The sequence below is a fragment of the Pseudomonas sp. LB3P31 genome (assembly GCF_054897945.1).
Map to the genome: position 1 here is coordinate 569,306 of NZ_CM142710.1, position 25,852 is coordinate 595,157.

At 59.6% G+C, this 25,852-nt stretch carries 19 protein-coding genes and 1 pseudogene; 14 read left to right on the forward strand and 6 right to left on the reverse strand.

Features of this window, described 5'->3' with window-relative positions:
- Nucleotides 1-702, reverse strand: coding sequence for a response regulator (locus ACYZTK_RS02445; protein WP_462012970.1), 702 nt, complete (start codon nt 700-702; stop codon nt 1-3).
- A gap of 294 nt (nt 703-996) precedes the next feature.
- Here ACYZTK_RS02445 and ACYZTK_RS02450 point away from each other — a divergent pair, with 294 nt between their 5' ends.
- The 8 genes from ACYZTK_RS02450 (at nt 997) to ACYZTK_RS02485 (ending at nt 11,749) form a co-directional block, all read left to right on the forward strand.
- Nucleotides 997-2,154: an efflux RND transporter periplasmic adaptor subunit gene (locus ACYZTK_RS02450; protein ID WP_462012971.1), complete on the forward strand. Its 1,158-nt coding sequence runs from the start codon at nt 997-999 to the stop codon at nt 2,152-2,154.
- Between the two features lie 15 nt (nt 2,155-2,169).
- Nucleotides 2,170-5,265 (forward strand): multidrug efflux RND transporter permease subunit, encoded by a 3,096-nt coding sequence (locus ACYZTK_RS02455; protein WP_462012972.1) that lies wholly within the window; start codon nt 2,170-2,172, stop codon nt 5,263-5,265.
- Between the two features lie 169 nt (nt 5,266-5,434).
- The gene (locus ACYZTK_RS02460; RefSeq protein WP_462012973.1) at nt 5,435-6,076 is read left to right on the forward strand and encodes a DUF1345 domain-containing protein; all 642 of its coding nucleotides are present in this window, start codon (nt 5,435-5,437) and stop codon (nt 6,074-6,076) included.
- Nucleotides 6,077-6,395: 319 nt separating this feature from the next.
- The gene (locus ACYZTK_RS02465; RefSeq protein ID WP_462012974.1) at nt 6,396-7,421 is read left to right on the forward strand and encodes a LacI family DNA-binding transcriptional regulator; all 1,026 of its coding nucleotides are present in this window, start codon (nt 6,396-6,398) and stop codon (nt 7,419-7,421) included.
- Between the two features lie 164 nt (nt 7,422-7,585).
- Nucleotides 7,586-8,368 carry a sugar phosphate isomerase/epimerase family protein gene (locus tag ACYZTK_RS02470; protein ID WP_462012976.1) on the forward strand — a complete coding sequence of 261 codons (783 nt, stop codon included), beginning with the start codon at nt 7,586-7,588 and terminating at the stop codon, nt 8,366-8,368.
- Entirely contained in the window at nt 8,361-9,335 is a 975-nt protein-coding gene (locus ACYZTK_RS02475; RefSeq protein ID WP_462012977.1) for a sugar kinase, read from the forward strand. Before ACYZTK_RS02470 ends, ACYZTK_RS02475 begins: the two co-directional genes overlap by 8 nt.
- Before the next feature lie 116 nt (nt 9,336-9,451).
- A complete protein-coding gene (locus tag ACYZTK_RS02480; protein ID WP_462012978.1) occupies nt 9,452-10,750 on the forward strand; it encodes an MFS transporter in 1,299 nt (432 codons plus the stop codon).
- A 21-nt stretch (nt 10,751-10,771) separates the two neighbouring features.
- Nucleotides 10,772-11,749 (forward strand): 2-hydroxyacid dehydrogenase, encoded by a 978-nt coding sequence (locus tag ACYZTK_RS02485; RefSeq protein ID WP_462012979.1) that lies wholly within the window; start codon nt 10,772-10,774, stop codon nt 11,747-11,749.
- 83 nt (nt 11,750-11,832) lie between these two features.
- Here ACYZTK_RS02485 and ACYZTK_RS02490 read toward each other — a convergent pair whose 3' ends face one another.
- Nucleotides 11,833-13,020, reverse strand: a complete 1,188-nt coding sequence (locus tag ACYZTK_RS02490; RefSeq protein ID WP_462012980.1) for a pyridoxal phosphate-dependent aminotransferase — start codon at nt 13,018-13,020, stop codon at nt 11,833-11,835.
- Between the two features lie 406 nt (nt 13,021-13,426).
- On the opposite strand from ACYZTK_RS02490, the gene ACYZTK_RS02495 reads away from it, so the two are divergent.
- Nucleotides 13,427-13,711 (forward strand): response regulator transcription factor, encoded by a 285-nt coding sequence (locus tag ACYZTK_RS02495; RefSeq protein WP_462012981.1) that lies wholly within the window; start codon nt 13,427-13,429, stop codon nt 13,709-13,711.
- Between the two features lie 147 nt (nt 13,712-13,858).
- On the opposite strand, the gene ACYZTK_RS02500 is transcribed toward ACYZTK_RS02495, so the two are convergent.
- Together ACYZTK_RS02500 and ACYZTK_RS02505 are read right to left on the reverse strand one after the other, a co-directional pair.
- The gene (locus tag ACYZTK_RS02500; RefSeq protein ID WP_462012982.1) at nt 13,859-14,710 is read right to left on the reverse strand and encodes an RHS repeat-associated core domain-containing protein; all 852 of its coding nucleotides are present in this window, start codon (nt 14,708-14,710) and stop codon (nt 13,859-13,861) included.
- Entirely contained in the window at nt 14,710-18,426 is a 3,717-nt protein-coding gene (locus ACYZTK_RS02505; RefSeq protein ID WP_462012983.1) for an RHS repeat domain-containing protein, read from the reverse strand. Before ACYZTK_RS02505 ends, ACYZTK_RS02500 begins: the two co-directional genes overlap by 1 nt.
- Before the next feature lie 314 nt (nt 18,427-18,740).
- On the opposite strand from ACYZTK_RS02505, the pseudogene ACYZTK_RS02510 reads away from it, so the two are divergent.
- Together ACYZTK_RS02510 and rarD are read left to right on the forward strand one after the other, a co-directional pair.
- Nucleotides 18,741-19,651 (forward strand): annotated as a pseudogene (locus ACYZTK_RS02510) (aldo/keto reductase); the annotation flags it as partial.
- Nucleotides 19,652-19,849: 198 nt separating this feature from the next.
- The gene (gene rarD / locus ACYZTK_RS02515; RefSeq protein ID WP_462012984.1) at nt 19,850-20,731 is read left to right on the forward strand and encodes an EamA family transporter RarD; all 882 of its coding nucleotides are present in this window, start codon (nt 19,850-19,852) and stop codon (nt 20,729-20,731) included.
- A gap of 94 nt (nt 20,732-20,825) precedes the next feature.
- Here the strand turns inward: rarD and hppD are convergent, their stop codons facing one another.
- On the reverse strand, nt 20,826-21,902 hold the full coding sequence (gene hppD / locus ACYZTK_RS02520; RefSeq protein WP_462012985.1) for a 4-hydroxyphenylpyruvate dioxygenase: 1,077 nt from the start codon (nt 21,900-21,902) through the stop codon (nt 20,826-20,828).
- 407 nt (nt 21,903-22,309) lie between these two features.
- On the opposite strand from hppD, the gene ACYZTK_RS02525 reads away from it, so the two are divergent.
- Nucleotides 22,310-23,845: an EAL domain-containing protein gene (locus tag ACYZTK_RS02525; RefSeq protein WP_462012986.1), complete on the forward strand. Its 1,536-nt coding sequence runs from the start codon at nt 22,310-22,312 to the stop codon at nt 23,843-23,845.
- Between the two features lie 187 nt (nt 23,846-24,032).
- A complete protein-coding gene (locus ACYZTK_RS02530; RefSeq protein ID WP_462012988.1) occupies nt 24,033-24,398 on the forward strand; it encodes a histone-like nucleoid-structuring protein, MvaT/MvaU family in 366 nt (121 codons plus the stop codon).
- A 110-nt stretch (nt 24,399-24,508) separates the two neighbouring features.
- Here ACYZTK_RS02530 and ACYZTK_RS02535 read toward each other — a convergent pair whose 3' ends face one another.
- A complete protein-coding gene (locus ACYZTK_RS02535) occupies nt 24,509-25,021 on the reverse strand; it encodes a DUF4946 domain-containing protein (RefSeq protein WP_462012989.1) in 513 nt (170 codons plus the stop codon).
- A 144-nt stretch (nt 25,022-25,165) separates the two neighbouring features.
- On the opposite strand from ACYZTK_RS02535, the gene gloA reads away from it, so the two are divergent.
- Entirely contained in the window at nt 25,166-25,687 is a 522-nt protein-coding gene (gene gloA, locus ACYZTK_RS02540; protein ID WP_462012990.1) for a lactoylglutathione lyase, read from the forward strand.
- The last annotated feature ends 165 nt before the right edge of the window (nt 25,688-25,852 follow it).

Sequence of the window (25,852 nt, forward strand, 5' to 3'; positions counted from 1 at the left end):
TTAGCATTCCCACTCGGAACGGCTGAACAGGTAGCCCTTGCCCCACACCGTCTTGATCTTGCGCGCTTCACCGGCGTTGTCGTCGAACTTGCGGCGCAGCTTGGAAATCGCCACGTCCACCGAGCGATCGGTGCCATTGAATTCGATGCCGCGCAGGCGTTGCAGGATCTGGTCACGACTCAGCACTTCTCCGGCATGCCGGGCCAGCACTACCAATAGGTTGTACTCGCCGCTGGACAGTTCAACTGGCTGCTGGCGCCAGGTCACGGTGCGTTCGGACAGATCAATGCACAGGTTACCCATGAGGATCCGGTCGTTGGCGGTCTGTGGCTCGCCGAGGCTGCTGCGGCGCAACAGGGTGCGCACCCGGGCCAGCAACACTCGCGGTTCGCAGGGTTTGGTGACGTAGTCGTCGGCGCCCATTTCCAGGCCCAGGACCTGATCGTGGCTGTCATCGCGGGCAGTGAGCATCAGGATCGGCAAGGTCGCCGAATCGGCGCGCAGCAGGCGACAGACCTGCAGGCCATCGAGCCCGGGCAGCATCAGGTCGAGGATCACCATGTCCGGTGGGTTAAGCCGCGCGCGCTCGCGCACATGATCACCGCGGCCGATCACGCTGACAGAGTAGCCGTTGCGTTCCAGGTAGCTGGCAATCAGCTCGGCGAGCGCGGTGTCGTCTTCGACCAAGAGGATGTTGGGCATGGGGGTGTTTCCAGAAAGTGCGGTGGCGCCTGCCAAATTGCCTTCGCGGGCAAGCCCGCTCCCACAGGGACCTTCGTTGGACACAGATAGTGTGCACACCACTGAACACTGTGGAAGCGGGCTTGCCCGCGAAGGCGGCCTGGCAGGCGCAATAGGAATCAAGCAGTCAAGGATATACGCCCGCACCCACCCCTGAGTAAAACCCTTACACAATTTCACACAGCACCTACAAAGCTTCACCGCTACTCTCCCCGCCTCCCCGTAGGATGCCGGGGGTCAATATTGGGGTATTACATGTCGAAGAATCTGCGGGCCAAGCTCAGCCTGATCGCATTGGCGCTGACGCTGGGCGCCTGTGACAAGGCGTCGATCGCCGAAGAAGCGGCGCCACAGGCCACCGTGCGCATCGAGACGATCGAAGCGCGGCCGCTGTCGATCACCAGCGAACTGAGCGGGCGGATTGCCGCGCCGCGCATGGCTGAAGTCCGCGCCCGGGTGCCCGGTGTGGTCCTGCAACGGACCTTCCGCGAAGGCAGCGACGTCAAGCAGGGCGATGTACTGTTTCGAATCGATCCCGCGCCGTTCAAGGCCGACCTCGACAGCGCCGATGCTGCGTTGCGCAAGGCCCAAGCCAATGCGTTCCAGGCGAGGTTGCAGGAGCAGCGCTACGCCCAACTGGTCGAAGGCAATGCCATCAGCGGCCAGGACTACGACAACGCCCGGGCCGCCGTGCGGCAGACCGCAGCCGACGTCGCCGCCAACAAGGCCGCGGTCGAGCGCGCCAGGCTCAACCTCGGCTACGCCACCGTCACCGCGCCGATCTCCGGGCGCATTGGTCGCGCACTGGTGACTGAAGGTGCTCTGGTCGGACAGAACGAAACCACGCCGCTAGCCTTGATCCAGCAGCTCAACCCGATCCATGCCGACCTGACTCAATCGACCCGCGAGCTCAACGACCTGCGTCGCGCATTTCGCTCCGGTCAGCTGCAGCAGGTCGGCCAGGGTCAGGCCAAAGCCACGCTGATCCAGGACGACGGCAGCCTGTACCCGCTACCGGGCAAGCTGCTGTTCACCGATATCACCGTCGATCCAGGCACCGGCCAGATCACTCTGCGCAGCGAATTCCCCAACCCGGACCTCGACCTGCTGCCCGGCAGTTTTGTGCGAGTGCGTCTGGAACAGGCCGTCGATCAGCAAGGCATCAGCGTGCCGCAACGGGCCATCCAGCGTGACAGCGCGGGGGTGGCCCAGGTGTTGCTGCTGGACGCCGAGCTGCGGGTCGGCCAGCAACCGGTCGACCTGGGTGCCGTACAAAACGATCGCTGGATCGTCACCGGCGGCCTGAAACCGGGCGACCGCATCGTCATCGAAGGCCTGCAACACGCCCGTCCGGGTGAAAAGGTACAGATCGACGACACCCCTCTCCCACTTGCCCAGGTTTCTGGCCAGTAAGCAGGACGCTTGTTTATGCCGCAGTTCTTTATCGATCGCCCGATTTTCGCTTGGGTAGTCGCCCTGTTCATCCTGCTGGCGGGCGCCTTGGCCATCCCCCAGCTGCCGGTGGCGCAATACCCCGACGTCGCGCCACCACAGGTGGAAATCTACGCCGTGTACCCCGGCGCCTCGGCGCAGACCATCGACGAAAGCGTGGTCAGCCTGATCGAGGAAGAGCTCAACGGCGCTGACAACCTGTTGTATTTCGAGTCCCAGAGCAGCCTGGGCAGCGCCACGATCAAGGCCACTTTCCAGCCCGGCACCAATCCGGAACTGGCTCAGGTCGATGTGCAGAACCGCCTCAAAGTGGTGGAATCGCGCCTGCCCCAGGCGGTGAACCAGCAAGGCTTGCAGGTGGAAAAAGTCTCCTCCGGCTTTCTGCTGCTGATCACCCTGACGTCCAGCGACGGCAAGCTCGACGAGACCGCGCTCAGCGATTACCTGGCGCGCAACGTGATGAACGAGATCAAGCGCCTGGACGGCGTCGGCAAAGCCCAGTTGTACGGCGCCGAACGGGCCATGCGCATCTGGATCGACCCGCAGAAACTCATCGGCTTCAACCTGACGCCGGCCGACGTCAACGCTGCCATCGTCGCGCAGAACGCCCAGGTTTCAGCCGGCAGCATCGGCGACCTGCCGACCCGCACCACCCAGGAAATCACCGCGACCATTTTGGTGAAGGGCCAGCTGTCGACCCCTGAGGAATTCGCCGACATCGTACTCAAGGCCAATCCCGACGGCTCCACCGTGCGCATCGCCGACGTAGCTCGGGTGGAGATCGGCAGCCAGGAGTACCAGTTCGGCACTCGCCTGAACGGTAAACCGTCGACCGCCGTCAGCGTGCAACTGGCGCCGAGCGCCAATGCCTTGAGCACCGCGACTCTGGTGCGAGCGAAGATGGATGAGCTGGCGCGCTACTTCCCCGCTGGCGTCGAATACAAGATTCCCTACGACACCTCGCCCTTCGTCAAGGTCTCGATCACCAAGGTGGTGTACACCCTGGTCGAAGCGATGGCGCTGGTGTTCGCGGTCATGTTCCTGTTCCTGCAGAACATCCGCTACACGCTGATTCCGACCCTGGTGGTGCCCGTCGCGTTGATGGGCACCTTCGCCACCATGTTGGCCCTGGGTTTCTCGATCAACGTATTGACGATGTTCGGCATGGTCCTGGCGATCGGCATCCTGGTCGATGACGCGATCGTTGTGGTTGAAAACGTTGAGCGGATCATGGTCACCGAAGGCCTGTCGCCCAAAGAGGCGACGCGCAAAGCGATGCAGCAGATCACCGGGGCGATCATCGGCATCACCTTGGTGCTGGTGGCGGTGTTCATTCCGATGGCATTCATGCAGGGCTCGGTCGGGGTGATCTACCGCCAGTTCTCGCTGTCGATGGCCACCTCGATCCTGTTCTCTGCGTTTCTCGCCCTGACCCTAACACCGGCGCTGTGCGCGACCTTGCTCAAGCCGATCGCCAAGGGTGAGCATCATGAAAAACGCGGATTCTTCGGCTGGTTCAACCGCAGCTTCGAGCGTCTGACCGAGCGTTATCAATCCTGGGTCGCCTACGCGCTCAAGCGCACAGGTCGGTACCTGTTGATCTATGGCGTGCTGCTGATCGGCCTGGGAATCTGCTTCGTTCGTTTGCCCTCCTCGTTCCTGCCGGTTGAAGACCAGGGCTACACCATCACCGACGTGCAACTGCCGCCGGGTGCGAGCAAGAACCGCACGGTGGCGGTGGTCGAACAGATCGAGGCGCATAACGCCAAGGAACCGGGAGTCGGCGACAGCACGGTAATTCTCGGCTTCAGTTTCTCCGGCAGCGGACAGAACGCGGCGTTGGCGTTTACCACGTTGAAAGACTGGTCCGAGCGTGGCAGCGACGACTCGGCGAGCTCAATTGCCGACCGTGCCAACATCGCCCTCAGCCAGATCAAGGATGCCGTGGCGTTCTCGGTGCTGCCACCTCCGGTGGACGGCCTGGGCACCTCCAGCGGCTTCGAGTTTCGCCTGCAGGATCGCGGCGGCCTCGGCCATGCCACGCTGATGCAGGCCCGCACCGAGTTGCTCGAGGCGGCAGAGAAAAGTCCGATCCTGATGAACGTGCGCGAAAGTGCCCTGGCCGAAGCGCCGCAGGTGCAATTGATCGTTGACCGCAAGCAGGCCAACGCCCTGGGCGTGTCGTTCGCCGAAATCGGCAACGTGTTGTCCACCGCCGTCGGCTCGACTTACGTCAACGACTTCCCCAATCAGGGGCGGATGCAGCGGGTAGTGGTACAGGCCGAAGGGGATCAGCGCAGTCAGGTCGCTGACCTGCTGCAGATGCATGTGCGCAACACTGCCGGAAAAATGGTGCCTCTGTCGTCCTTCGTCCAGGCAAAATGGACCCAGGGCCCGGCGCAGTTGACCCGCTACAACGGCTATCCGGCGATCAGCATTTCCGGCGAACCAAAACCGGGGCACAGTACCGGCGAAGCCATGGCCGAGATCGAGCGCCTGGTCGCGCTAGGCCCCGCAGGTTTGGGCCAGGAATGGACAGGTTTGTCGCTGCAGGAACGGCTGTCCGGCAGTCAGGCGCCGATCCTGTTGGGGTTGTCCTTGCTGATCGTGTTCCTGTGCCTCGCGGCGTTGTACGAGAGTTGGTCGATCCCGACTTCGGTGCTGTTGGTAGTACCGCTAGGCGTACTCGGCGCGGTGCTGGCCGTGACGCTGCGCGGGATGCCCAACGATGTGTTCTTCAAGGTCGGGCTGATCACCATCATCGGCCTGTCGGCGAAGAATGCGATCCTGATCATCGAGTTTGCCAAGAGCCTGTACGACGAAGGCCACGACCTGATCGATGCCACCCTGCAAGCCGCGCGTCTGCGACTGCGGCCGATCGTCATGACGTCCCTGGCATTTATCCTCGGCGTCGTACCGCTGGCGATCGCGACTGGCGCCAGTTCGGCAAGCCAGCAAGCCATTGGCACCGGGGTGATTGGCGGGATGATCACCGCGACCCTGGCAGTGATATTTGTGCCGGTGTTTTTTGTGGTGGTGATGAAGCTGGTGCGCAAGCGTCATAAGACCTGAAGCACCTAAAACTGTAGGAGCTGTCGAGAGAAACGAGGCTGCGATCTTTTGATCTTTAACCTATGAAGATCAAGATCAAAAGATCGCAGCCTCGTTTCTCTCGACAGCTCCTACGCAAGCGTGATGGCCTGCGCTATGGTGCACTGATGCCCTGCCACAGTGAGCCGTCATGCCCTTCCTCACCCACACCCACCCTCGCCTGTCCGCCGCCGCCACCTTGGGCATCGCAGCCGGCATCCTGGCCCCCGCCGATTCGATCATCAGCAAGATCCTCATCGGCTGGAACGCCGGGGTCTGGACGTACCTTGTGCTGATGCTCTGGCTCGCCGCCCGCGCCAAGGCACCGGACGTGAAGCGCATCGCCGTGGTCGAAGACGAAAATGCCGGCCTTGTGCTGTTCGTGGTGTGCATCGCCGCCATCGCGAGCCTGGCAACCATCACTTTCGAACTGGCCGGTAGCAAGCAACTGGAGACCGCGAGCAAGCTGCTGCACTATGGCTTCACTGCACTGACCGTGATCGGCTCATGGCTGCTGATCGGCGTGATCTTCAGCGTGCACTACGCCCGCCTGTTCTACACCTGCAACGGCAACGACCCGGCGCTACGCTTCGCCGAGGGTCTGACCACGCCCAATTACTGGGACTTCCTGTACTTCTCGTTCACCATCGGCGTGGCGGTGCAAACTTCCGATGTTGGCGTGGCGACTCGGGGTATGCGCAAGATTGTGCTGGCACAGTCGTTGATTGGTTTTTTGTTCAACACGGCGATATTGGGGTTTTCGATCAATATCGCCGCGGGGTTGTTTGGCTGACGTTGCATCATTTAGTCGTCAACTCAGCGATTAACGGCAGCGATTTTCCACCTGCATTTCGCGCCGTCATCCGCCCGCCGACGACGCCATCTATCAAACCGGTGACAGGTTGGCTGGTTCCGCTCACCACGACCCAAGCCCCGCCATTGCGGCGCAGTTAGTGGCGTTTTCCTGTACGCGTGCTGCTGCCGTCTACGGCTGACAATCTTCTTTCACTCCCCACTTGACGGCCCACCGGTTTATGGTGTTTCCTGAAACCGGTTTCAGCGAGATCTCACCGCCGCTGCTTGCCAATAAATTTAATAATAAGGTCGTGCCCGTGAACAGCTTCTCCGCCGCCCAACGCAGCCGCGTGACCATGCTCGATGTTGCCGAACGCGCTGGGGTCTCCAAGGCCAGCGTGTCGCGGTTCATCGGTGAAGACCGCGCCTTGCTGTCCGATGCCATTGCCTTGCGCATCGAGCAGGCCATCAGCGAGCTGGGTTATCGGCCAAACCAGATGGCCCGCGGTTTGAAACGCGGGCGTACGCGCCTGATCGGCATGCTGGTGGCCGATATTCGCAACCCCTATTCGATTGCCGTGATGCATGGCGTGGAAACCGCTTGCCGTCAGCACGGCTACAGCCTGGTGGTGTGCAACACCGACCGCGATGACGAGCAGGAACGCCAGCACCTGGCGCTACTGCGCTCGTACAACATTGAAGGCCTGATCGTGAACACTTTGGGCCATCACCGCGACGAACTGCACGAACTGCACCGTGAAATGCCCCTGGTGCTGGTGGATCGCAAGGTCGAGCACCTTGAAAGCGACATGGTCGGGCTGGACAATCCGGCAGCAGTCGACATGGCCCTCGTCCATCTTGAAGAACGTGGTTACCGCGACGTGATGCTGGTGACCGAGCCTTTTGACGGCACCAGTTCGCGGATCGAGCGAGTCAGCAGCTTCAAGGCGCAGATCGAGCAGCGGCCTGCGCTTCGCGGGGCAATCACAGAAACCGGCAGCGAGCTGACGGCGAATCTGAAAACCTTCCTCGACACACCTGGGCCCGGTCCGAAAGCGCTGTTTTGCGCGAACGGGATTGCGGCGTTGGCCAGCACCCATTCATTGCGTGAGCTCGGGATCAACCTGTTCCAGGACGTGGGCCTGATTGCCCTGGATGACCTGGATTGGTACCCGCTGGTGGGCAGCGGTATCACCGCCCTCGCCCAACCGACCACCGAGATTGGCGCGAGTGCGTTTGAGTGTTTGCTCAGGCGTTTGCGGGGGGATGATGGCCCAATGCGGACGCTGGATTTTGCGGCGCGGTTGATGGTGCGGGGATCCACTCTGGGGGATCTTCGGTGATTGTTCCGGCCCCATCGCGAGCAAGCTCGCTCCCACAGGGTTTTGTGTCTTACAAAATTGTGTACACCTGGGATCCCTGTGGGAGCGAGCTTGCTCGCGATGGGGCCCTAAAGATCAGGCCTTTTTTTGAATCACAATGAAACCGGTTTCAGAGATAAAAAATAATGAATAAAGCACCCGTTTCCATCAGCCTCTCCAGCTACGGCGCCGACCTGGTACGCCAACGCGGCCAAGGCAGTTTCATCGAAGTTCTGGCCGCCGCTGGGGCCACGCGCATCGAATGGCGCGAAGAACTGCTGACCGTCGAAGACCCCGCGCAACTCGCCGCTGCCGCTCAAACCGGGGGCCTGGAAAGCGTGTATTCCTCGCCAATGGAATTGTGGCTGGCCGGCCAGTCCAGACCCAATCCCGAACTGATCTGCACCCTGCAGCGCGGCCAGGCGTTCGGCGCCAAATGGCTGAAAGTGTCCCTGGGTTATTTCACCGACAACAGCGATCTGCAAACCCTCGCCCGAGTGCTGAGCGAAAGTACCGTGCAGTTGCTGGTGGAAAACGACCAGACCCTCCACGGAGGTCGCCTCGAACCCTTCCAGCGTTTTTTCGATGAAGTCGAGCAACACAACCTGCCGATCAAGATGACCTTTGACATTGGCAACTGGCAATGGCAGGACCAGTCGGCTACCAGCGCTGCGCGATTGCTCGGTCGCCATGTGGGTTATGTGCACTGCAAAGCGGTGACCCGTCGCGCCGACGGCAAATTGGTCGCCATCCCACCTGCCGCCAGCGACTTGCATCAGTGGGAACAACTGCTGCGCCACATGCCCCACGGCGTTATGCGCGCGGCGGAATACCCGCTGCAAGGCGATGACCTGGTGCAGCTGACCCGCGAACACGTTGCCGCCCTCGCCCACCTGGGCCAATCGCAGTGGGAGAACGCTCATGTCTGAGATTGATATTCTGTCGTTTGGCGAGACCATGGCGATGTTCGTCGCCGACCAAGCGGGTGATCTGGCCAGCGTCGGCCAGTTCCACAAACGCATCGCCGGCGCTGACAGCAATGTCGCCATCGGCCTGTCGCGGCTCGGGTTCAAGGTGGCATGGTTGAGTCGGGTGGGTGCCGATTCGCTGGGCCGGTTCGTGATCGACACCCTGGAGAAGGAAGGCCTCGACTGCGGCCATGTCGCCATCGACACCGCGCACCCGACGGGTTTCCAGCTCAAGTCCCGCACCGACGATGGCAGCGACCCCGTCGTCGAGTATTTCCGCCGCGGTTCGGCGGCCAGCCACCTGTCGCCGCAGTCGATCGCGCCGCAATTGCTCAAAGCCCGACACCTGCACGCCACCGGCATCCCACCGGCGCTGTCGGAAACCGCACGGCAGATGTCGTTCGAGTTGATGACCCGCATGCGCGAGGCCGGGCGCAGCGTGTCCTTCGACCCGAACCTGCGCCCGAGCCTGTGGGCCAGCGAGCAACAGATGATCAGCGAAAACAACCGCCTTGCCGCCCTCGCTCACTGGGTGTTGCCGGGGCTGAGTGAGGGGCGCTTGCTCACAGGTTTCGAAGATCCGGCCGACATCTCCGCGTTCTACCTCGATCAGGGCGCCGAAGCGGTGGCGATCAAACTGGGCCCGCATGGCGCTTACTACCGCACTCATCAGGATCAGGGATTTGTCGCTGGCGTGCCGGTGCAAACGGTGGTCGACACGGTGGGAGCCGGTGATGGGTTCGCAGTCGGCATGATCAGTGCGCTGCTGGAGAACTTCAGCTTTGCCGAAGCCGTGCAGCGCGCCAACTGGATTGGCAGCCGGGCGGTGCAGAGTCGGGGGGATATGGAGGGGTTGCCGACCCGAGCCGAACTGCCTCTGCCTTTAACCGCTCGTTCCCACGCTCCCGCGTGGGAATGCAGCCCGTGACGCTTTGCGTCACAGGGCGCGCGGAGCGTCCCTAGAGGCATTCCCACGCGGAGCGTGGGAACGATCAACAGCTAAACACCTGCTGCGACAAAAACAACAAGCTCAGGAGCACCACCATGAAAACCGCAACCCTCGCCACCCGCCGCTGGTGGTACATCATGCCCATCGTGTTCATCACCTACAGCTTGGCCTATCTGGACCGAGCCAACTATGGATTCGCCGCCGCCTCCGGCATGGCGGCGGATTTGATGATCACTCCGGGCCTGTCGTCGATGCTCGGCGCGCTGTTCTTCCTCGGCTACTTTTTCTTCCAGGTGCCGGGGGCGATCTATGCGCAAAAGCACAGCGTGAAGAAGCTGATCTTCGTCAGCCTGATCCTCTGGGGCGGCCTGGCGACCCTGACCGGGATCGTCTCCAATGCCTATTGGTTAATCGTCATCCGCTTCATGCTTGGCGTGGTCGAAGCTGCAGTCATGCCGGCGATGCTGATCTACCTGTGCCACTGGTTCACCCGCGCCGAACGGTCGCGGGCCAATACTTTCCTGATCCTCGGCAACCCGGTGACCATGCTGTGGATGTCGGTGGTCTCGGGGTATCTGGTGCAACATTACAGCTGGCGCTGGATGTTCATCGTCGAAGGTCTGCCAGCGGTGCTCTGGGCGTTCATTTGGTGGCATCTGGCCGATGATCGCCCACAGCAAGCCAAGTGGCTCAACGACCAGGAAAAGCAGGATCTGGAAAGCGCCCTGGCCGCCGAGCAGGTCGGCATCAAAGCGGTGAAGAACTACGCCGAAGCGTTCCGCTCGCCGAAAGTCATCATCCTGGCCTTGCAGTTTTTCTGCTGGAGCATCGGCGTCTACGGCTTCGTGCTGTGGCTGCCATCGATCCTCAAGGCCGGTGCGCAGATGGACATGGTGCAGGCCGGCTGGCTGTCGGCGCTGCCTTATCTGGCGGCGGTGATCGGCATGCTCCTGGTGTCCTGGGGTTCGGACAAACTGCAAAAGCGCAAACGCTTCGTCTGGCCGCCGCTGCTGATCGCCTCGTTCGCTTTCTATGGCTCCTACGCCCTGGGCGCCGAACATTTCTGGTGGTCCTACACCTTGCTGGTGATTGCCGGTGCCTGCATGTACGCGCCTTACGGGCCGTTCTTCGCGATCATCCCGGAGATCCTCCCAGCCAACGTTGCCGGCGGCGCGATGGCGCTGATCAACAGCATGGGCGCCCTCGGCTCGTTCGGCGGTTCCTATCTGGTCGGCTATCTGAACAGTTCCACTGGTTCGCCCGGCGCGTCTTACTTGTTGATGAGCGGCGCGCTGATGCTCTCGGTGGTGCTGACGATTTTCCTCAAGCCCGGCGCCAGCGATCGGATGCGGCCCACGCTCGCTGTGAATCGCGGCACCGCCGCCCATTCCTGAATTGATGTCGAGATATCGAAGATGAAAAAGCAGGTTGTTCTGTACAAGAAACTCTCGTCGCTGCTGATGGCTCGCTTGCACGAGCAGGCCGAAGTAACGCTGATCGAAAGCTTCGACGCCGATGGCCTGGCCCGATTGCGCGATGCTATGCCCCGCGCTCACGGCTTGCTGGGCGCCAGCTTGAAACTGGACGCCGAATTACTGGATTTGGCACCGAACCTGGAAGCCATCGCCAGCGTCTCGGTGGGCGTCGACAACTACGACATCGACTACCTGACCGAGCGGCGCATCCTGCTGAGCAACACGCCGGACGTGCTCACCGAGACCACCGCAGATACCGGTTTTGCGTTGATTCTCGCGACCGCCCGGCGCGTGGTGGAACTGGCGAACATGGTTCGCACAGGCAATTGGAGCCGTAACCTGGGCCCCGCGCACTTCGGCAGCGATGTAAACGGCAAAACCCTGGGCATCATCGGCATGGGCCGCATCGGTGAAGCGTTGGCCCAGCGTGGGCATTGCGGTTTCGGCATGCCGGTGATCTACCACAGCCACTCGCCAAAACCTGCGGTCGAGCAGCGTTTCAATGCGCAATACCGCAGCTTGAGCGAGCTGTTGCAGCAGGCGGACTTCATCTGCCTGACCTTGCCATTGACCGCTGAAACCGAGCGGCTGATCGGCACCGAGGAATTTGCCCTGATGCGCCCGCAAAGCATCTTCATCAACATCTCCCGGGGCAAGGTGGTGGATGAAGCGGCGTTGATCGAGGCATTGCGTGCAGGGCAGATTCGCGCGGCGGGGCTGGATGTGTTTGAGCGTGAGCCGCTGAACCATGACTCGCCGTTGTTGCAGATGGACAACGTGGTGGCAACGCCGCACATGGGCTCGGCGACCCATGAGACACGGGAGGCGATGGCCCGGTGTGCGGTGGACAATCTGTTGGCGGCGTTGGCGGGTGAGCGGCCGGCTAATCTGGTGAATTCGGCGGCCTGGAAAGACTGAAGATCAAAAGATCGCAGCCTGCGGCAGCTCCTACAGGGGAACGTGTCCAAACTGTAGGAGCTGCCGCAGGCTGCGATCTTTTTTCAGGCCCGCCGCGCTTCCAGAAGGTCCATCGCACACAGCGCAATTCGCCGACAGGCATCTGCCAGTTTGCGCTGATCCACCACCAAGCCGATGCGGATATGCCCCGCCGCACTTGGCCCAAACGCCTCACCCGCCAGCACCGACACGCCATAACCCTCCAGCAGCCGCTCGGCAAAATGCTGGGCGGACAATCCGGTCTGGCGCACGTCGACCATCACGAACATCCCGCCATCCGGCCGAATGGCCCGGATACCCGGACATTGGTTCAGGCTCGTACACACCAGGTCGCGGCGCTGACGATACTCTTCGCGCATCAGCGCCACCTCCGGCAGGTCTTCATCCAGTGCCAGTTGCGCCGCCTTTTGAACGAACTCCGGAATGCCAAACAGCATGCTCAACGAGAGATGCTCCAGATGGTCGTTCAAGATGTTCGGCCCGATCACCCAACCCACTCGCCAGCCGCTCATGGCGTGGGATTTGGACAGGCTGTCGATGGTCGCGGTACGCTCGGCCATGCCCGGCAGGCTGGCCGGGCTGATGTGTTCGCCCTCGTACAGCAGATCACCGTAGACCTCGTCGCTGATCAACCACAGGTCGTGACGCACACACAGCAAGGCCAGCTCCTGCCAGATCATCAGCGACAAACTGGCGCCGGAGGGGTTGTTCGGGCTGTTGAGCAACAGCGCGCGGGTCCTGGGGGTGATCCGGGCCGCCACATCCGCCGGATCGACCCGAAAGCCGTTCTCCGGGCGCACCGCCACCGGCACCACGGTTGCCCCACACGCGCCGAACACGCCTTCATACGTTACGTACATCGGCTCGGCGACAATCACCTCGTCGCCCGGATCGAGCAGGCACTGCGCGACCGAGTACACCGCGCATTGCGCGCAGGGCATCACGATTACATGGTCGGCATCCACCACCTGACCACTTCGACGTCGATGACGGCGGGCAATGCTGTCGCGCAAACCCCGCCTGCCGCGCACCTCCGAGTAGTGGGTGTCTCCCGCCAGCAAACTGTTGATGGCCGCCTGGACGATGGGGCTGGGTGTATCGAAATCCGGGTCGCCGACCGACAGCAGCAGTACGTCGACACCCTGTTCGCGCATTTGCAGTGCGCGGTTATGAATCTGCCAGGCCGCGGCGCCTTCGCCGGCGATGCGTTGGGTCAAGCCTGAATAGCGCATGTAATTCTCCAATCGCGCGAGTTCCTGAGTCAACCCTATCTCAATTCAGTCAACGTGCCAGTATGGCAACAAAAAATGCACTCACTCACGGCGGTCATCCAACGTACGTTCAAGGATCGACGCGACGGGCGCCGATCAAAAGTCGACGAGTGGAACAGACTGCAAACAACGCCGCACAATCGGCATTTAGCCGAAGAAAAACAGATACATCGGTTGAGATCCTGCAAAAGCGACCGTTTTCCGGTCGCCGCAATGGCATATTGCTACTGGTACTTCTTACAGGTTTCAAGGCACCGAAACCACGCTATAACGGGGCTGACGCTACACGCTGGACGCAGGGACCATGCCCGTTTCAGGATGGAACCGCCGCGCCCGCCTCTTTGATTGAACAACGGGAGTGCCTGTCATGAATCACCAAACCCCGATCCCCACTCACGCCCGCACTGTCCAGCCCGGCTTGCCGGAGCCTAATACCGAAACACAGGGTCGCATTGCGCTGACCCATCGGGAAAAGGAAGCCTTGTTATGGAGTGCCCGGGGCAAGTCATCGTGGGAAATCAGCCGGATCTTCAATTGCTCTGAAGCGGGAGTGAATTATCACTTCACCAATATCCGCCGCAAATTCGGCGTGAGCTCGCGCTGGGCAGCGGTGATGATCGCGTTGGAACAAGGGATGATTCAGTTGCATTGAGGCATCTGAATCGGTGGACTCTGACGACGGTTGTTGGGATATCGCCGGGGGGGGTAAGTTCAGTTATCTTCTCTCGCCATTCAGCGTGCATTTTGAACCTCAGAGCTGCCGCGTCGGGAAACACCCGACGCGGCAGAAACCGACGATTCAACCAGTACGTAAATCGGCAATTTGTTGTGTAAGGCGCCTGATCAACGGTTCATCGAGCATATAGGCGTGACGAACTCCTTTTGCTGCTTTGAGCTGAGCTTGAACCTCGGCTATTTTTTCAGCATTGGGATTGTTTTTTGGAGCAGCGCGCCTAGGAGCAACAGTTGGAGTGGCTTTACTGGAAGTAGCAGTTGGTTTGCCGCCACTAACAGCTGGGCGGGAGAGGACAGGCACAGGGTTACTGGCTGTACTTGTGACACTTGTCCTACCTGTAAGCTGACCACCAGCTAGAGAGCTGCTGCTATCCGAATCGTAATCAGGTTTCGGAGTTAAAGGCCGGGACTGGTTTCCTGACGCTTTACTTTGCAGTTTAATGTTTGCAGCTTCTAGTCTGGAGTTGGCAGCGTCCGCTGCGGGAGTTCCAGGACTGCTCTTATGAAACTCAGCACTCGCCACCTTCGCCGCATACCGCTTATTATTTGTATTCATTGTGGGATTGCTTTTTATAAAGGCCTGAAAGACTTGCCAAGGCGAAACAATGTGCCCACTGGGGTCAACATTGTTGATCGAGTCCCCCTCGCAATACGCATACGCATTCCTCCCCCCCACCCCAAACGGACTCAAACTGTCCGGAGCATTAAACCGCATCAACACCGGACTAAACGCCCGATACCCATTGCCCAACAGATACCACCCCGTTTGCGCCTCCCGCCGCTCGCCATTGAAGCCCAGTTGACCCGTCACCGATGCCTCATCCCCGCGATGGCCGTAAGCCGTATAGTTGATGTCCTTTCGCTCTGTCTTGTCGATTTCGCTGATCACGCTGTTCTTGTGATCAACGCCCAGCATCAGGACTTTGGGACGCCACCTGCCTTGAGCTCGGCGAGCACGGTCTGGTTGCCACGCATGAAGGTGCTGCTGTCGGCGCCCTTCAGTTGGTTGTGCAATTGATCGCCCTGGTAAAAACGATGCGACTGCCCATCACCGTCATTCTCGCCGGACAGGGTGTCAAGCGGACCGTAGGTCAAGCCACTGGACTTGCCACCCGCCAGGCCTTCGATAAGGATCAAGCGGCCAAGAGAGTCGTAGGTCAGGGTGCGCTGTTCTTCGTCGCGGATCAGATGGCCGTCCGGGTTGTAGAGCAAATCGATCTGCGACGGGTAGTCCGCATGGGTATTGGTGACCTTGCTCAGTTGCGTCTTGTCCGGGTTGTCGTAGAAGTACCTTGCGCGATTGAACGGCTCGCCCCAATAGGTCATCACCGCCGTCAGGTTATCCAAGGCATCGAAACCGAACACCTGCTCGCTGATGGCCTTGCCATACGGATCAACAGGAGGCTGGCTACCGGTGCATTTGTAGTTGGTCAGTCGTCCGCGCAGATCATATTCATAAATCTCATCACGCAGCACGGTGACCCCTTCCTTCAATGTCCGCTGCTTCAAGCCATCAACATCGTTGTAAACCTGGCTCAAGGTCTGTTCGACCCCGTTGAGGTCGAAGCTGCGCAGCACCTCCCGATCGAACTCATCGTATTGCAAGACGATACCTACGCTTTGCCCGCTTTGGCTGTCCTGGGTGTCGATGGTTGCAGTGCGGCCCAGAGCGTCATAGGTAAACGTTGAAGCGGTAGTCCCCAGTTGGGTCTTGATCAACCGCCCTTGCGGGTCGTATTCATAACTCTGCGGTTGCCCCAGAACATCGGTGTAGCGCAACAGGCGGCCCAGCCGGCTGTAACGGTAATTCATGGTGAACTCACCGTCTTGCACCACCCGCGTCTCGCTTTTCAGCTCACCAGTGCTGAAGTACGTACGCGAAAGTTGCAGGCCTTGCTCCTCGCAGACCAGCAGGCGCGCATTTTGCGCATCGTATTCGTAGCTGGCTTCGTCAAACTCCCCCTGTACACCCAGACGAGGCAGACGACGACGCAGCGGTTCGTTGCCCAATTTTGGCTGATAGTCATACTCGATGACTTCTCCACTAGGGGTGGTCACGGTCTTGGGCTGGGTTTGCCCGGTCTCGAAGGTGAAAACCTGCTTACGTCCACCGGTGACTGACTCGATCATGCGGCCCAATCCGTCGAAAACCTGCGTCCCGAGGACAATGTGGTTGACGCTGATCGATGTCGGTAAATCCTCGCTATTGTGCTCTGTGTAACTACGTCGAACCACGGCGGTATCGGGCAAGGTGTTTTCGATCATCCGGTCGAAGGCATCGTACTTGTAGAGGTTTTCTCGCTGTACCGAATCAAATCCAACGATTTCTTTGTGAGTCCGGCCCAGCCCGTCATAAAAGTACCGATGCAGGCTGATGCGCTGCTTGGCCAGATCGAACCGTTGAATTTGGACCGGTTTTTCGAACAGGTTCAACCAGGTTTCGCTGACGCCGCCAATCATCGGTGTAGTGCCGGGACCCTCGCGCCAGCTACGCTGGATGGGGCCCTCGGACTCCGCCGTCCCGATCGGATCGGTTTCCTCGAACGTTTTCACCCCGTCCGGGCCTGTGATGCAAAGTTGCTCGCCCCAGTCGTCATAGTCAAAACAACTGGTCAGGGGCAGTGCCTGCGTGTCCAGCCAATCGTATTCTGTCTCCGTGACCAGCCGGCCCCAGGCATCGTGGACGGCGCAGTAGGTCTGGCGTGGCTTGCCGCCAGGCACCGGGTTATCGGCGTCGTCGCGTTCTTCGTAGATCGCCCGGTTGAGCCCGTCGAATTGGGTGCGGGTCTGGACGTTCTTGACGTCGAACAGCCGTTGTTCGGCCTTGTCCCCGGGATTGGCACAGAGTTGGTATTCATAGCGACGCGTGGCTGCATACGGGGAATCGGGGGCTACGGTCTCGCTGATCACCCGACGCAGCACATCGTAGACAGAACGGATTTTGACATCGTTATCGTCGCTGTTGAGCAAGGGCTCGCCATTGAGCAGCGAATGTTCGAGGGTGGTAATTTTTTGCACGTTACGACGGTTTTCCACGTGGTCAAAACCACTCAGCGTTTCCACCGTTCGCAGGACGCTTTCCTTGAGCTCCGGGCTGTCCAGCTTGCTGTAGGCATAATCGATGACCGTGTCGTGTTGCTTCATTGTCACCGTCTGGCGCTGCACACGGCCATGTACGAAGGCATCGCCCGGGGTGTTGAAGTGTGTGTAAGCCGTGCGCTGCAACTCGGTTTCATTGCTGCCGTCCACCTGCACCAGCCGCTCGTTTTCCAGCGTGTGCCAGTTCGGCAACGAGCTGCCGGCCACCGGTGGCAACGCCTTGTAGGCGCAGTGGGTGCGAAGCGTCGGTGCCTGGCCATTGGGCGATGGCGCCGGGGTGACGGTGCGGTCCTTGAGGTAGCGCACAAAGTCATCGGCGCCCGCGGCCGGGTACCAGGTGCTGGTTTCCACCACGCCGTTGGCCTGCTTTTGCGTCAGCGAGTTGCCGTGGATATCGTAGGTGTTGCTGACGATTTCTTCGCGGTAGCGGCTGGTGCCGAGCACCGACCAGGTGGTTTTCACCTCCTTGGGCAGTTGGCAGTAGGCCGGTTGTTGCTCGAACGGCACATCCTTGGTCAGGAAGTAGCTGGTCTGGACCGTCTGCACGTTGTTGTTCTGGGTGGTCTTTTCTTCGGTCAGCAGGTGGAACTGGTTGAACGTGCGTTCGATGGTGCGTACGGGCTGCTCGTCGACCAACAGGGTTTCGACACATCTGTAGTCATAACTGCCTAGGTACTTGTAGAGGTTGTCCAGGCCATCGTCTTTCCAGGAGATCGGCAGGTCGCCGCCGACAAAGTTGCCCGTGCCGGGGTAGCTGTAACCGACATGGATCATCGGCTGGCCGAAGCCGGGGTAGGTGCGCAGGTCCGTCACCCGCGGCAGGGGCTCACGGCCGCTGCTGACGGGGAACTGATGGCCGAGGTCCTGATAGAGCAATTCCTCGCGGGCGCCGGTGGGGGTTTCTACCGAAATGATGCACAGGTGATCGTTCTTGAGCTGGTAGCCGAAACGCCAGGACGCCTGTTCTTCGGTGGGCAGGGTGATCTTGGTGACGCGATTGTCGGAGCCTCCCAGAGTCATGACAAAGCGCGCCAGAGGCCCGCCGTCCGGGCCGGAAAAGGGGTGCAGCAGCACCTCGACCGAGGTGTCATGGCGCTGGACCGTGAGCAGGGTCTGGCCGGCGTCATCCTTGACCCAGGACAGCAACTGCTGCGAGCCGCTGAAGGGGACATAGTCGAGCGAGATGCGATGTCCTGTCGGCGAGTGAATCTCCACGGGCAGGGCCACCTGGTTTTGGGCGCTGCCGCGCAGTTCGAGAATTTCCACCAGACCGGACTTGTGCACCACGCGGTAACGCTCCTCGTCCTTCTCGTCCTCCTTTTCTTCCTTGAAAAAATGGAAACTGTCGAGTTTCTTTTCCCCCATCACCAGCTGTCCGGTCTGGCTGTCGCTGCCGGTGACCTTGAAGGTTTCGCCGGTGCTCAGGGACAGGACCTGGTCGGCGGGGGTGTACTGCGACAGGCGCAGGGTCCAACCCAGGCCGAAGCCGCTGTCCTGGGTGTTGAGCGGGCTGTAGCTCATAGGCAATGCCACGGCCGTTCCGTCAGTCAACAGCAAGGGCGCTGGAAGCACGGCGAACGAAACTGCTCGCCCGGCAGGCCGAACTGACCTCGAACGGATTAAGCTCTCATGGAAAAAAAAGCGAAACTGTCAAAGTTGACAGGTAGGGGGCTTTTTTGCGCGCAGGCAACGTTGCTTGCGCACGTGGCGCTGGCGTAATTGCTGATGAAAACCTGCCTTCAGACCGTACGAGCGGCCATCCGCCAGACCCGCGCTACATCACTCACTCGCTCACGCAACAGGCGCGGAGCTTCGCTGCGGGCTTGCGCCAATGTCATTGGCCCGCAATCATCGACAAGGCCTGGGATCAGGGCACCAATTTCATCGATACCGCCGATGTCTACACCAACGGACGGTCCGAAGATATCGTCGGCGAGGCCATTGCCAGTCGCCGTCAGGAATGGGTGCTGGCCACCAAGGTCGGTTTCGGCCCGGTGGACGGAGTGCCCAACCGCAGCGGCCTCAACCGCAAGCACATCTTCAACGGTATCGAGGCCAGCCTGACGCGGCTGGGCACCCACTATCTGGACATCTATTACCTGCACCGCGAAGACCACAACACGCCGCTGGAGGTCACGGTGTCGGCCGTTGGCGACCTGATTCGCGAAGGCAAGATCCGCTATTGGGGCCTGTCGAATTACCGGGGCTGGCGCATCGCCGAGGTGATTCGCGTGGCCGATAAGCTAGGTGTCGACCGGCCGGTGATCAGTCAGCCGCTGTACAACATCGTCAACCGCCAGGCCGAATCCGAACAGATCAGTGCCGCGCAAAATTACGGCCTCGGGGTGGTGCCATACAGTCCGTTGGCGCGCGGCGTGCTCAGCGGCAAATACGCGCCGGACGTCAAGCCGGACGCTAACAGCCGCGCAGGACGCGCAGACAAACGCATTCTGGAAACGGAATGGCGCGTCGAGTCTTTGCGCATTGCTCAGCAGATCCAGCAATACACCAGGAGCGCGGCGTCGGCATCGTCGAGTTCGCCATCGCCTGGGTGCTGAACAACAGCGCCGTGACCTCAGCCATTGTCGGCCCACGCACTGAAGAACCGTGGGATGCCTACACTAAGGCGCAGGCGGTGAAGATTAGCGCTGAGGATGAAGCATTCATCGATTCGCTGGTAACACCGGGGCATGCGTCAACGCCGGAGTTCAATGATGTGAGTCATTTCGTGTCGGATCGTAACCGCGTAACGGAGTAAACACAAAACCCCTGTAGGAGTGAGCCTGCTCGCGATGAGCGAATAGACACCGCGGGCATTCAGGCTCCCCGCGTTATCGTTGACCACCATCGCGAGCAGGCTCGCTCCTACGGGGGATCTTTATTGATTGGACAATATTCGACAGTAAAACCACGTATCCTCCGCACCCCGTTTCACGTTCAACCTCGCGAGGACAGCTTGTCAAAAGGCATCGCTTTATCGGTTTCAGCCTCGGTGCTGTTTGCCGTCATGTATTACTACACTTCGTTGCTCAAGCCGTTGAGCGGCCTGGAGATTTTCGGCTGGCGAATGCTGTTGACCGTGCCGTGCATGACCCTGTTCATGCTGGTGTCCGGGGAATGGCGGCGGGTCATTGACCTGCTGCGACGGATTGGCGCGCAACCGAAGCTGATCGGTGGCCTGATACTGTCATCGGCGTTGCTGGGCGTGCAACTCTGGCTGTTCATGTGGGCCCCGCTCAATGACTACAGCCTGGATGTGTCACTGGGCTACTTTCTGTTGCCGCTGGCCATGGTCCTGACCGGGCGTATTGCCTACGGTGAACGGCTGTCATACCTGCAAAAAGTCGCGGTGTTCTTCGCCAGCCTTGGCGTAGTCAACGAATTGTATCAAGCCGGCGGATTCTCCTGGGCGACACTGGTGGTGGTCGTGGGTTATCCGCTGTATTTCGTGGTGCGCAAATGGTTGAAGACTGACAACCTCGGCGGACTGTGGGTGGACATGGCCCTGATGCTGCCGATTGCGTACTGGTTCGTGCGCAGTGGCGAGCAAGGCTTTGGCGTGTTTGACCAGCATCCGTGGCTGTCTCTGCTGATCCCGATACTCGGGGTGATCAGCGCGTCGGCGCTGGTGGTCTACATCATCGCCAGCCGGTTGCTGCCGTTCAGCTTGTTCGGGCTGCTGAGTTATGTCGAACCGGTGCTGCTGCTGGGGGTGGCGTTGCTGCTTGGGGAAAGCATCAAGACGGGGGAATGGCTGACCTACATACCGATTTGGATGGCGGTGCTGGTACTGGTGTTTGAAGGGTTCAAGCACCTGATGCGGCAGCGCCGCCCTTAAAAGCAAAAGATCGCAGCCTTCGGCAGCTCCTACAGGGTGAACAAAAGTCCCTGTAGGAGCTGCCGAAGGCTGCGATCTTTTGATCTAAAAAGGTTTAGTCGGTGGAAAGCACCCCACGACGAACCTGATCGCGCTCGATCGACTCGAACAGCGCCTTGAAGTTGCCCTCGCCAAATCCATCATCGCCTTTACGCTGGATGAATTCGAAGAACACCGGACCCATCAGGGTTTCCGAGAAGATCTGCAGCAGCAGGCGTTTGTCGCCCGACTCGGAAGAACCGTCCAGCAAGATCCCGCGCATCTGCAGTTCGTTGACCGGCTCGCCATGGTTCGGCAAACGGCCTTCGAGCATCTCGTAGTAAGTCTCCGGTGGCGCGGTCATGAAGCGCATGCCGATCTTCTTCAGGCGGTCCCAGGTGTCGATCAGGTCGTCGCTGAGGAAGGCCACGTGCTGGATGCCTTCGCCGTTGAACTGCATCAGGAACTCTTCGATCTGCCCGGCGCCCTTGGACGATTCTTCGTTCAATGGGATGCGGATCATGCCGTCCGGCGCGGTCATGGCCTTGGAGGTCAGGCCGGTGTATTCGCCCTTGATGTCGAAGTAACGGATCTCGCGGAAGTTGAACAGTTTCTCGTAGAAATTGGCCCAGTAGGCCATGCGCCCGCGATACACGTTGTGGGTCAGGTGATCGATGATCTTCAGGCCGGCGCCTTCAGGGTTACGGTCCACGCCTTCGATGAACACAAAATCGATGTCGTAGATCGAACTGCCTTCACCAAAACGGTCGATCAGGTACAGCGGCGCACCGCCGATGCCCTTGATCGCCGGCAGGTGCAGTTCCATCGGGCCGGTCTCGATATGGATCGGCTGGGCGCCGAGTTCCAGGGCGCGCTTGTAGGCTTTCTGCGAATCCTTGACCCGGAACGCCATGCCGCACACTGACGGGCCGTGCTCGGCCGCAAAATACGAGGCGACGCTGTTGGGTTCGTTGTTGAGGATCAGGTTGATCGCGCCCTGGCGATACAGGTGCACGTCTTTGGAGCGATGGGTCGCGACCTTGGTGAAGCCCATGATCGCAAAGATCGGCTCCAGGGTGTTCGGGGTTGGCGATGCGAATTCGATGAACTCAAAGCCCATCAGGCCCATTGGGTTTTCGTATAAATCTGCCATGGTTGGCGCCTCATTATTGGTTATCAATTAACGAAAGTTAGTTGCTAGCAATGCTGAGACCGGCGGGTGGCGCACAGGAAATGCCTCTCACGCTGCGCGCGAGGAAGTCACCATAGATCAGTTGAAACCCAAATATCTTCATTGTCGACCCAAGGCTAAGACGGGCGAGGCTTCTGCTGCCAGAAGACGATTATTCTTGTATGCGTAACCCGATTCTACACAGCGTAAACATATTTGTCCGCCTTCTGTATCAAATCCCCATTCAGGCCTGATGCGCAAGGGGTTTGTTGGCCTGGGCAGAGAGTGAAAAGGCCAACTATCATGGCGTCTTGTCGAACTCTTTTTGGAAGGCACGTGGTTGTCCTGCCAGCATTTGAGAGCCTTACCTCGTCATCCAGGATCCTCAAATGCCATTGAGTGCCAAGACCCGCCGCAAACGCAGCTCGCGAATTGCCGTGACCCTGCTCAGCGGCCTGCTGCCGATACTGCTGGGCAGCGGCATTCTTTATATGCAGGCACAGCGAACCCTGGAGCAAGGTTCGCTGCTGACCGCCGAAGAAGCAGTCCGCCAGTTCGACCTGATGCTCGACAACACCGCCCAGGCCGCAGAGAAATTGCTGCCGCTGGCTGGCCAGCGTTGCAGCGACGTAGTTCTCGCCCTGCGTGAACAGGTCACTCGCAGGCCATTTGTCCGTTCGACGAATCTGCTGTGGGAGAACACGATTTACTGCAGTTCACTGTTTGGTGAAACCCAGGACAAACTCTCCCCGGGTGACTACACCCAAGGCCAGCTATTGCTGATGAAAGGCAACCCGGTGACGCCGGACACTGCCTTGCTGGTCTACCGGCTCAGCAAAGGCAAACAGGGCGCATTGAGCACCCTGGATGGTTACCATCTAAGCAATATCCTGCGCCTGATCGGGCGCAACACCATTGTGTTGCTGCAAGTGGGCCCCAATTGGCTCAGCGCCGAAGGACAGTTTCATGCAGGCCCCCTGCCCGACTTGCCGGTGGCACAAACCACGCTGAGCTCACAACGCTATGCCTTTAACGTGACGGCGGGTTTCCCGCAAGGCGAGACCTGGCGCTACATCCGCAGCGAGTACCCGTCGTTGTTCAGTCTGCTTGTATTCTTTGGCGCGGTGTCGGGGCTGATCGGGCACATACTGCAAAAGCGCTCGACCTCGCCGAGTATCGAGATGCAACGGGCACTGGAAGCCAAAGAGTTTATTCCGTACTTTCAGCCCATCGTTCTGGGTGACAGCAAGCAGTGGTCAGGTGCCGAAGTACTGATGCGCTGGAAGCATCCGAAGGAAGGCCTGGTGCGACCGGATCTGTTTATTCCGTTTGCCGAACACTCCGGATTGATCGTGCCCATGACGCGCTCATTGATGCAGCAGACAGCCGCACTGTTGGCGCCTATTGCGGGATCGCTCGCTCAACCCTTTCGCATCAGCGTCAACATCACCGCCAGGCATTGCCAGGACCTGCAACTCGTCACCGATTGCCGCGAATTCCTCAGTCATTTCACTAAGGGATCGGTGTGCCTGGTGCTGGAGTTGACCGAGCGCGAACTGATTGAACCCACGGATATCACCCATCAACTGTTCGAACAGCTGCATGGGCTTGGGGTAAAAATCGCCCTCGACGACTTCGGCACCGGCCACTCAAGTCTTGGCTACCTGCGCCAGTTCAATGTCGACTTCCTGAAAATCGATCAGAGTTTCGTTGCCATGATTGGCGCCGATGCGCTGTCCCGGCACATCCTCGACAGCATCATCGAGCTTTCGCTGAAGCTGAATCTGGGGATTGTTGCCGAAGGCGTGGAAACCGCAGAGCAGAGTGATTACCTGACCGCCCGGGGTGTCGATTTCCTCCAGGGTTATCTGTTCGCGCGACCGATGCCTGGGGCCCAGTTCGTCAAAATATTAACGGGAAACTAACTATACAGCGACGCTTGTTACATGAAGATAAAAACATGATTTACTCTTTTAGATTTAACTACTACACTTTTTTTATGCCTGCGCTAATAACGGCAGGCAAGCCGCCAACATCGAGCCGCTACAAGGCTTCTGGCTTGTTGCTTTGTTTGTGGTTGGTATCAACCAAACTTCCATTGGAGTAAAGACATTGTCCAGACTCGCTGAATTTCGTGCAGCTGAAAAGGCCCTCCAGGAACAGCTGAAGCAACTGGAGTCGCTGAAGAACGATGCCGGGTTGAAGAAAGAAATCGAATTCGAAGAGAAGCTCCAGGGGCTGATGAAAACCTACAGCAAGAGCCTGCGCGACATCGTCGCCATTCTCGACCCTAACCCGGGCAGATCAGCTCTGCAGCAGGCATTACCAGCGAAAACCCGGCGCGCTCGGGTGGTCAAGGCCTACCACAATCCGCACACCGGTGAGCTGATCGAAACCAAGGGCGGCAACCACCGTGGGCTCAAAGCCTGGAAAGAACAATATGGCGGATCGACTGTTGAGTCATGGCTGCGCAGATAAGCATTCGAGATCGTAAAACAATGCCCTGCCATTGCAGGGCTTTTTATATTCACCGCAGTTGGTCGTTTAACTTTGTGTTTAATCCTTTCGGGTATACGGCGTAAACCGAACTACAGTTTCAAACTGTTACGAGTAGCGACTATTTCCTCCTGGCTTGCCTTGTAAGCCTCGGCTTGGCCAGCATACGAAAGCACATAAGCCTTATCGGCATCTACCGCCGCAACCAACGTTTGAGTGAGTACATGCCGCCCATTCTGGGTAATGGTGCAGGTTGTCTCCAGCGCCTTTAAACCGCTCAGGCCAGTCTCGTGGATCTTGTTGCAGACACTCTGGTAACCGCCTTGGTAAAAGTCTTTTTGCACTGACTTGCGCATCTCCAGCAACACGCCTTGCAGGTTGACTTGATGCCCAGGGTCTACCGGGGTCATGGTCAGCTCCATCACCAGCACCGGCGTACCGTCTTGATCGCTTTTCACTGCGCGTTGACGTGAGACTTTCGAGTCTGTGTCGGCTTGGGGAACCTCTTCCACTTCCCAGCCACTGGGCCAGGTAATCACCGGCGACTCTGCGTGGGCCATGGGCATGGCCGACAGCAGGCCGATCAGTACACAGAATCGAATCATTGCAATATCGCACTTGAGGGTTGAGCCCTGAAGTCTGGGCCTCGCCCGCCTGTCAGGCAAGAGCGGACGCTTTGGGTTTGGTGATGTCGGACCCCTTGCGTATGATTGCTGCCATTCGTTAGCCCATTATTGACCGGAGGGCCCATGAGCCTGCACGAATTGAACACCTTCCCCGGCGTCACCGCCCAACCTGACACCGCCACCGCCAAGTTTGTCTTCAACCACACCATGCTGCGGGTCAAGGACATCACCAAGTCGCTGGATTTCTACACGCGAGTCCTCGGTTTTTCCCTGGTGGAAAAACGCGATTTCCCGGAAGCCGAGTTCAGCCTGTACTTCCTGGCGCTGGTCGACAAGAACCAAATCCCGGCCGACGCTGCTGCGCGGACCGAGTGGATGAAGTCGATCCCCGGCATTCTGGAGTTGACCCATAATCACGGTACCGAGAACGACGCGGACTTTGCCTACCACAACGGCAACACCGACCCGCGCGGTTTTGGCCACATCTGCATTTCGGTGCCGGACATTGTCGCCGCCTGCGAGCGCTTCGAGGCACTGGGCTGCGACTTCCAAAAACGCCTGAACGATGGCCGAATGAAGAGCCTGGCGTTCATCAAGGACCCGGATGCCTATTGGGTCGAGATCATTCAGCCAGCCCCTATGTAAAACATTGCGCCAAACCTGTGGGAGCGGGCTTGCTCGCGAAGGCGGTGTGTCATTCAGCACTTGTGTTTGCTGATACACCGCCTTCGCGAGCAAGCCCGCTCCCACAGGTTCGTGACCGACATTTGGACCGAGCCGACACAAAAAACCCCATGAGCGATCATGGGG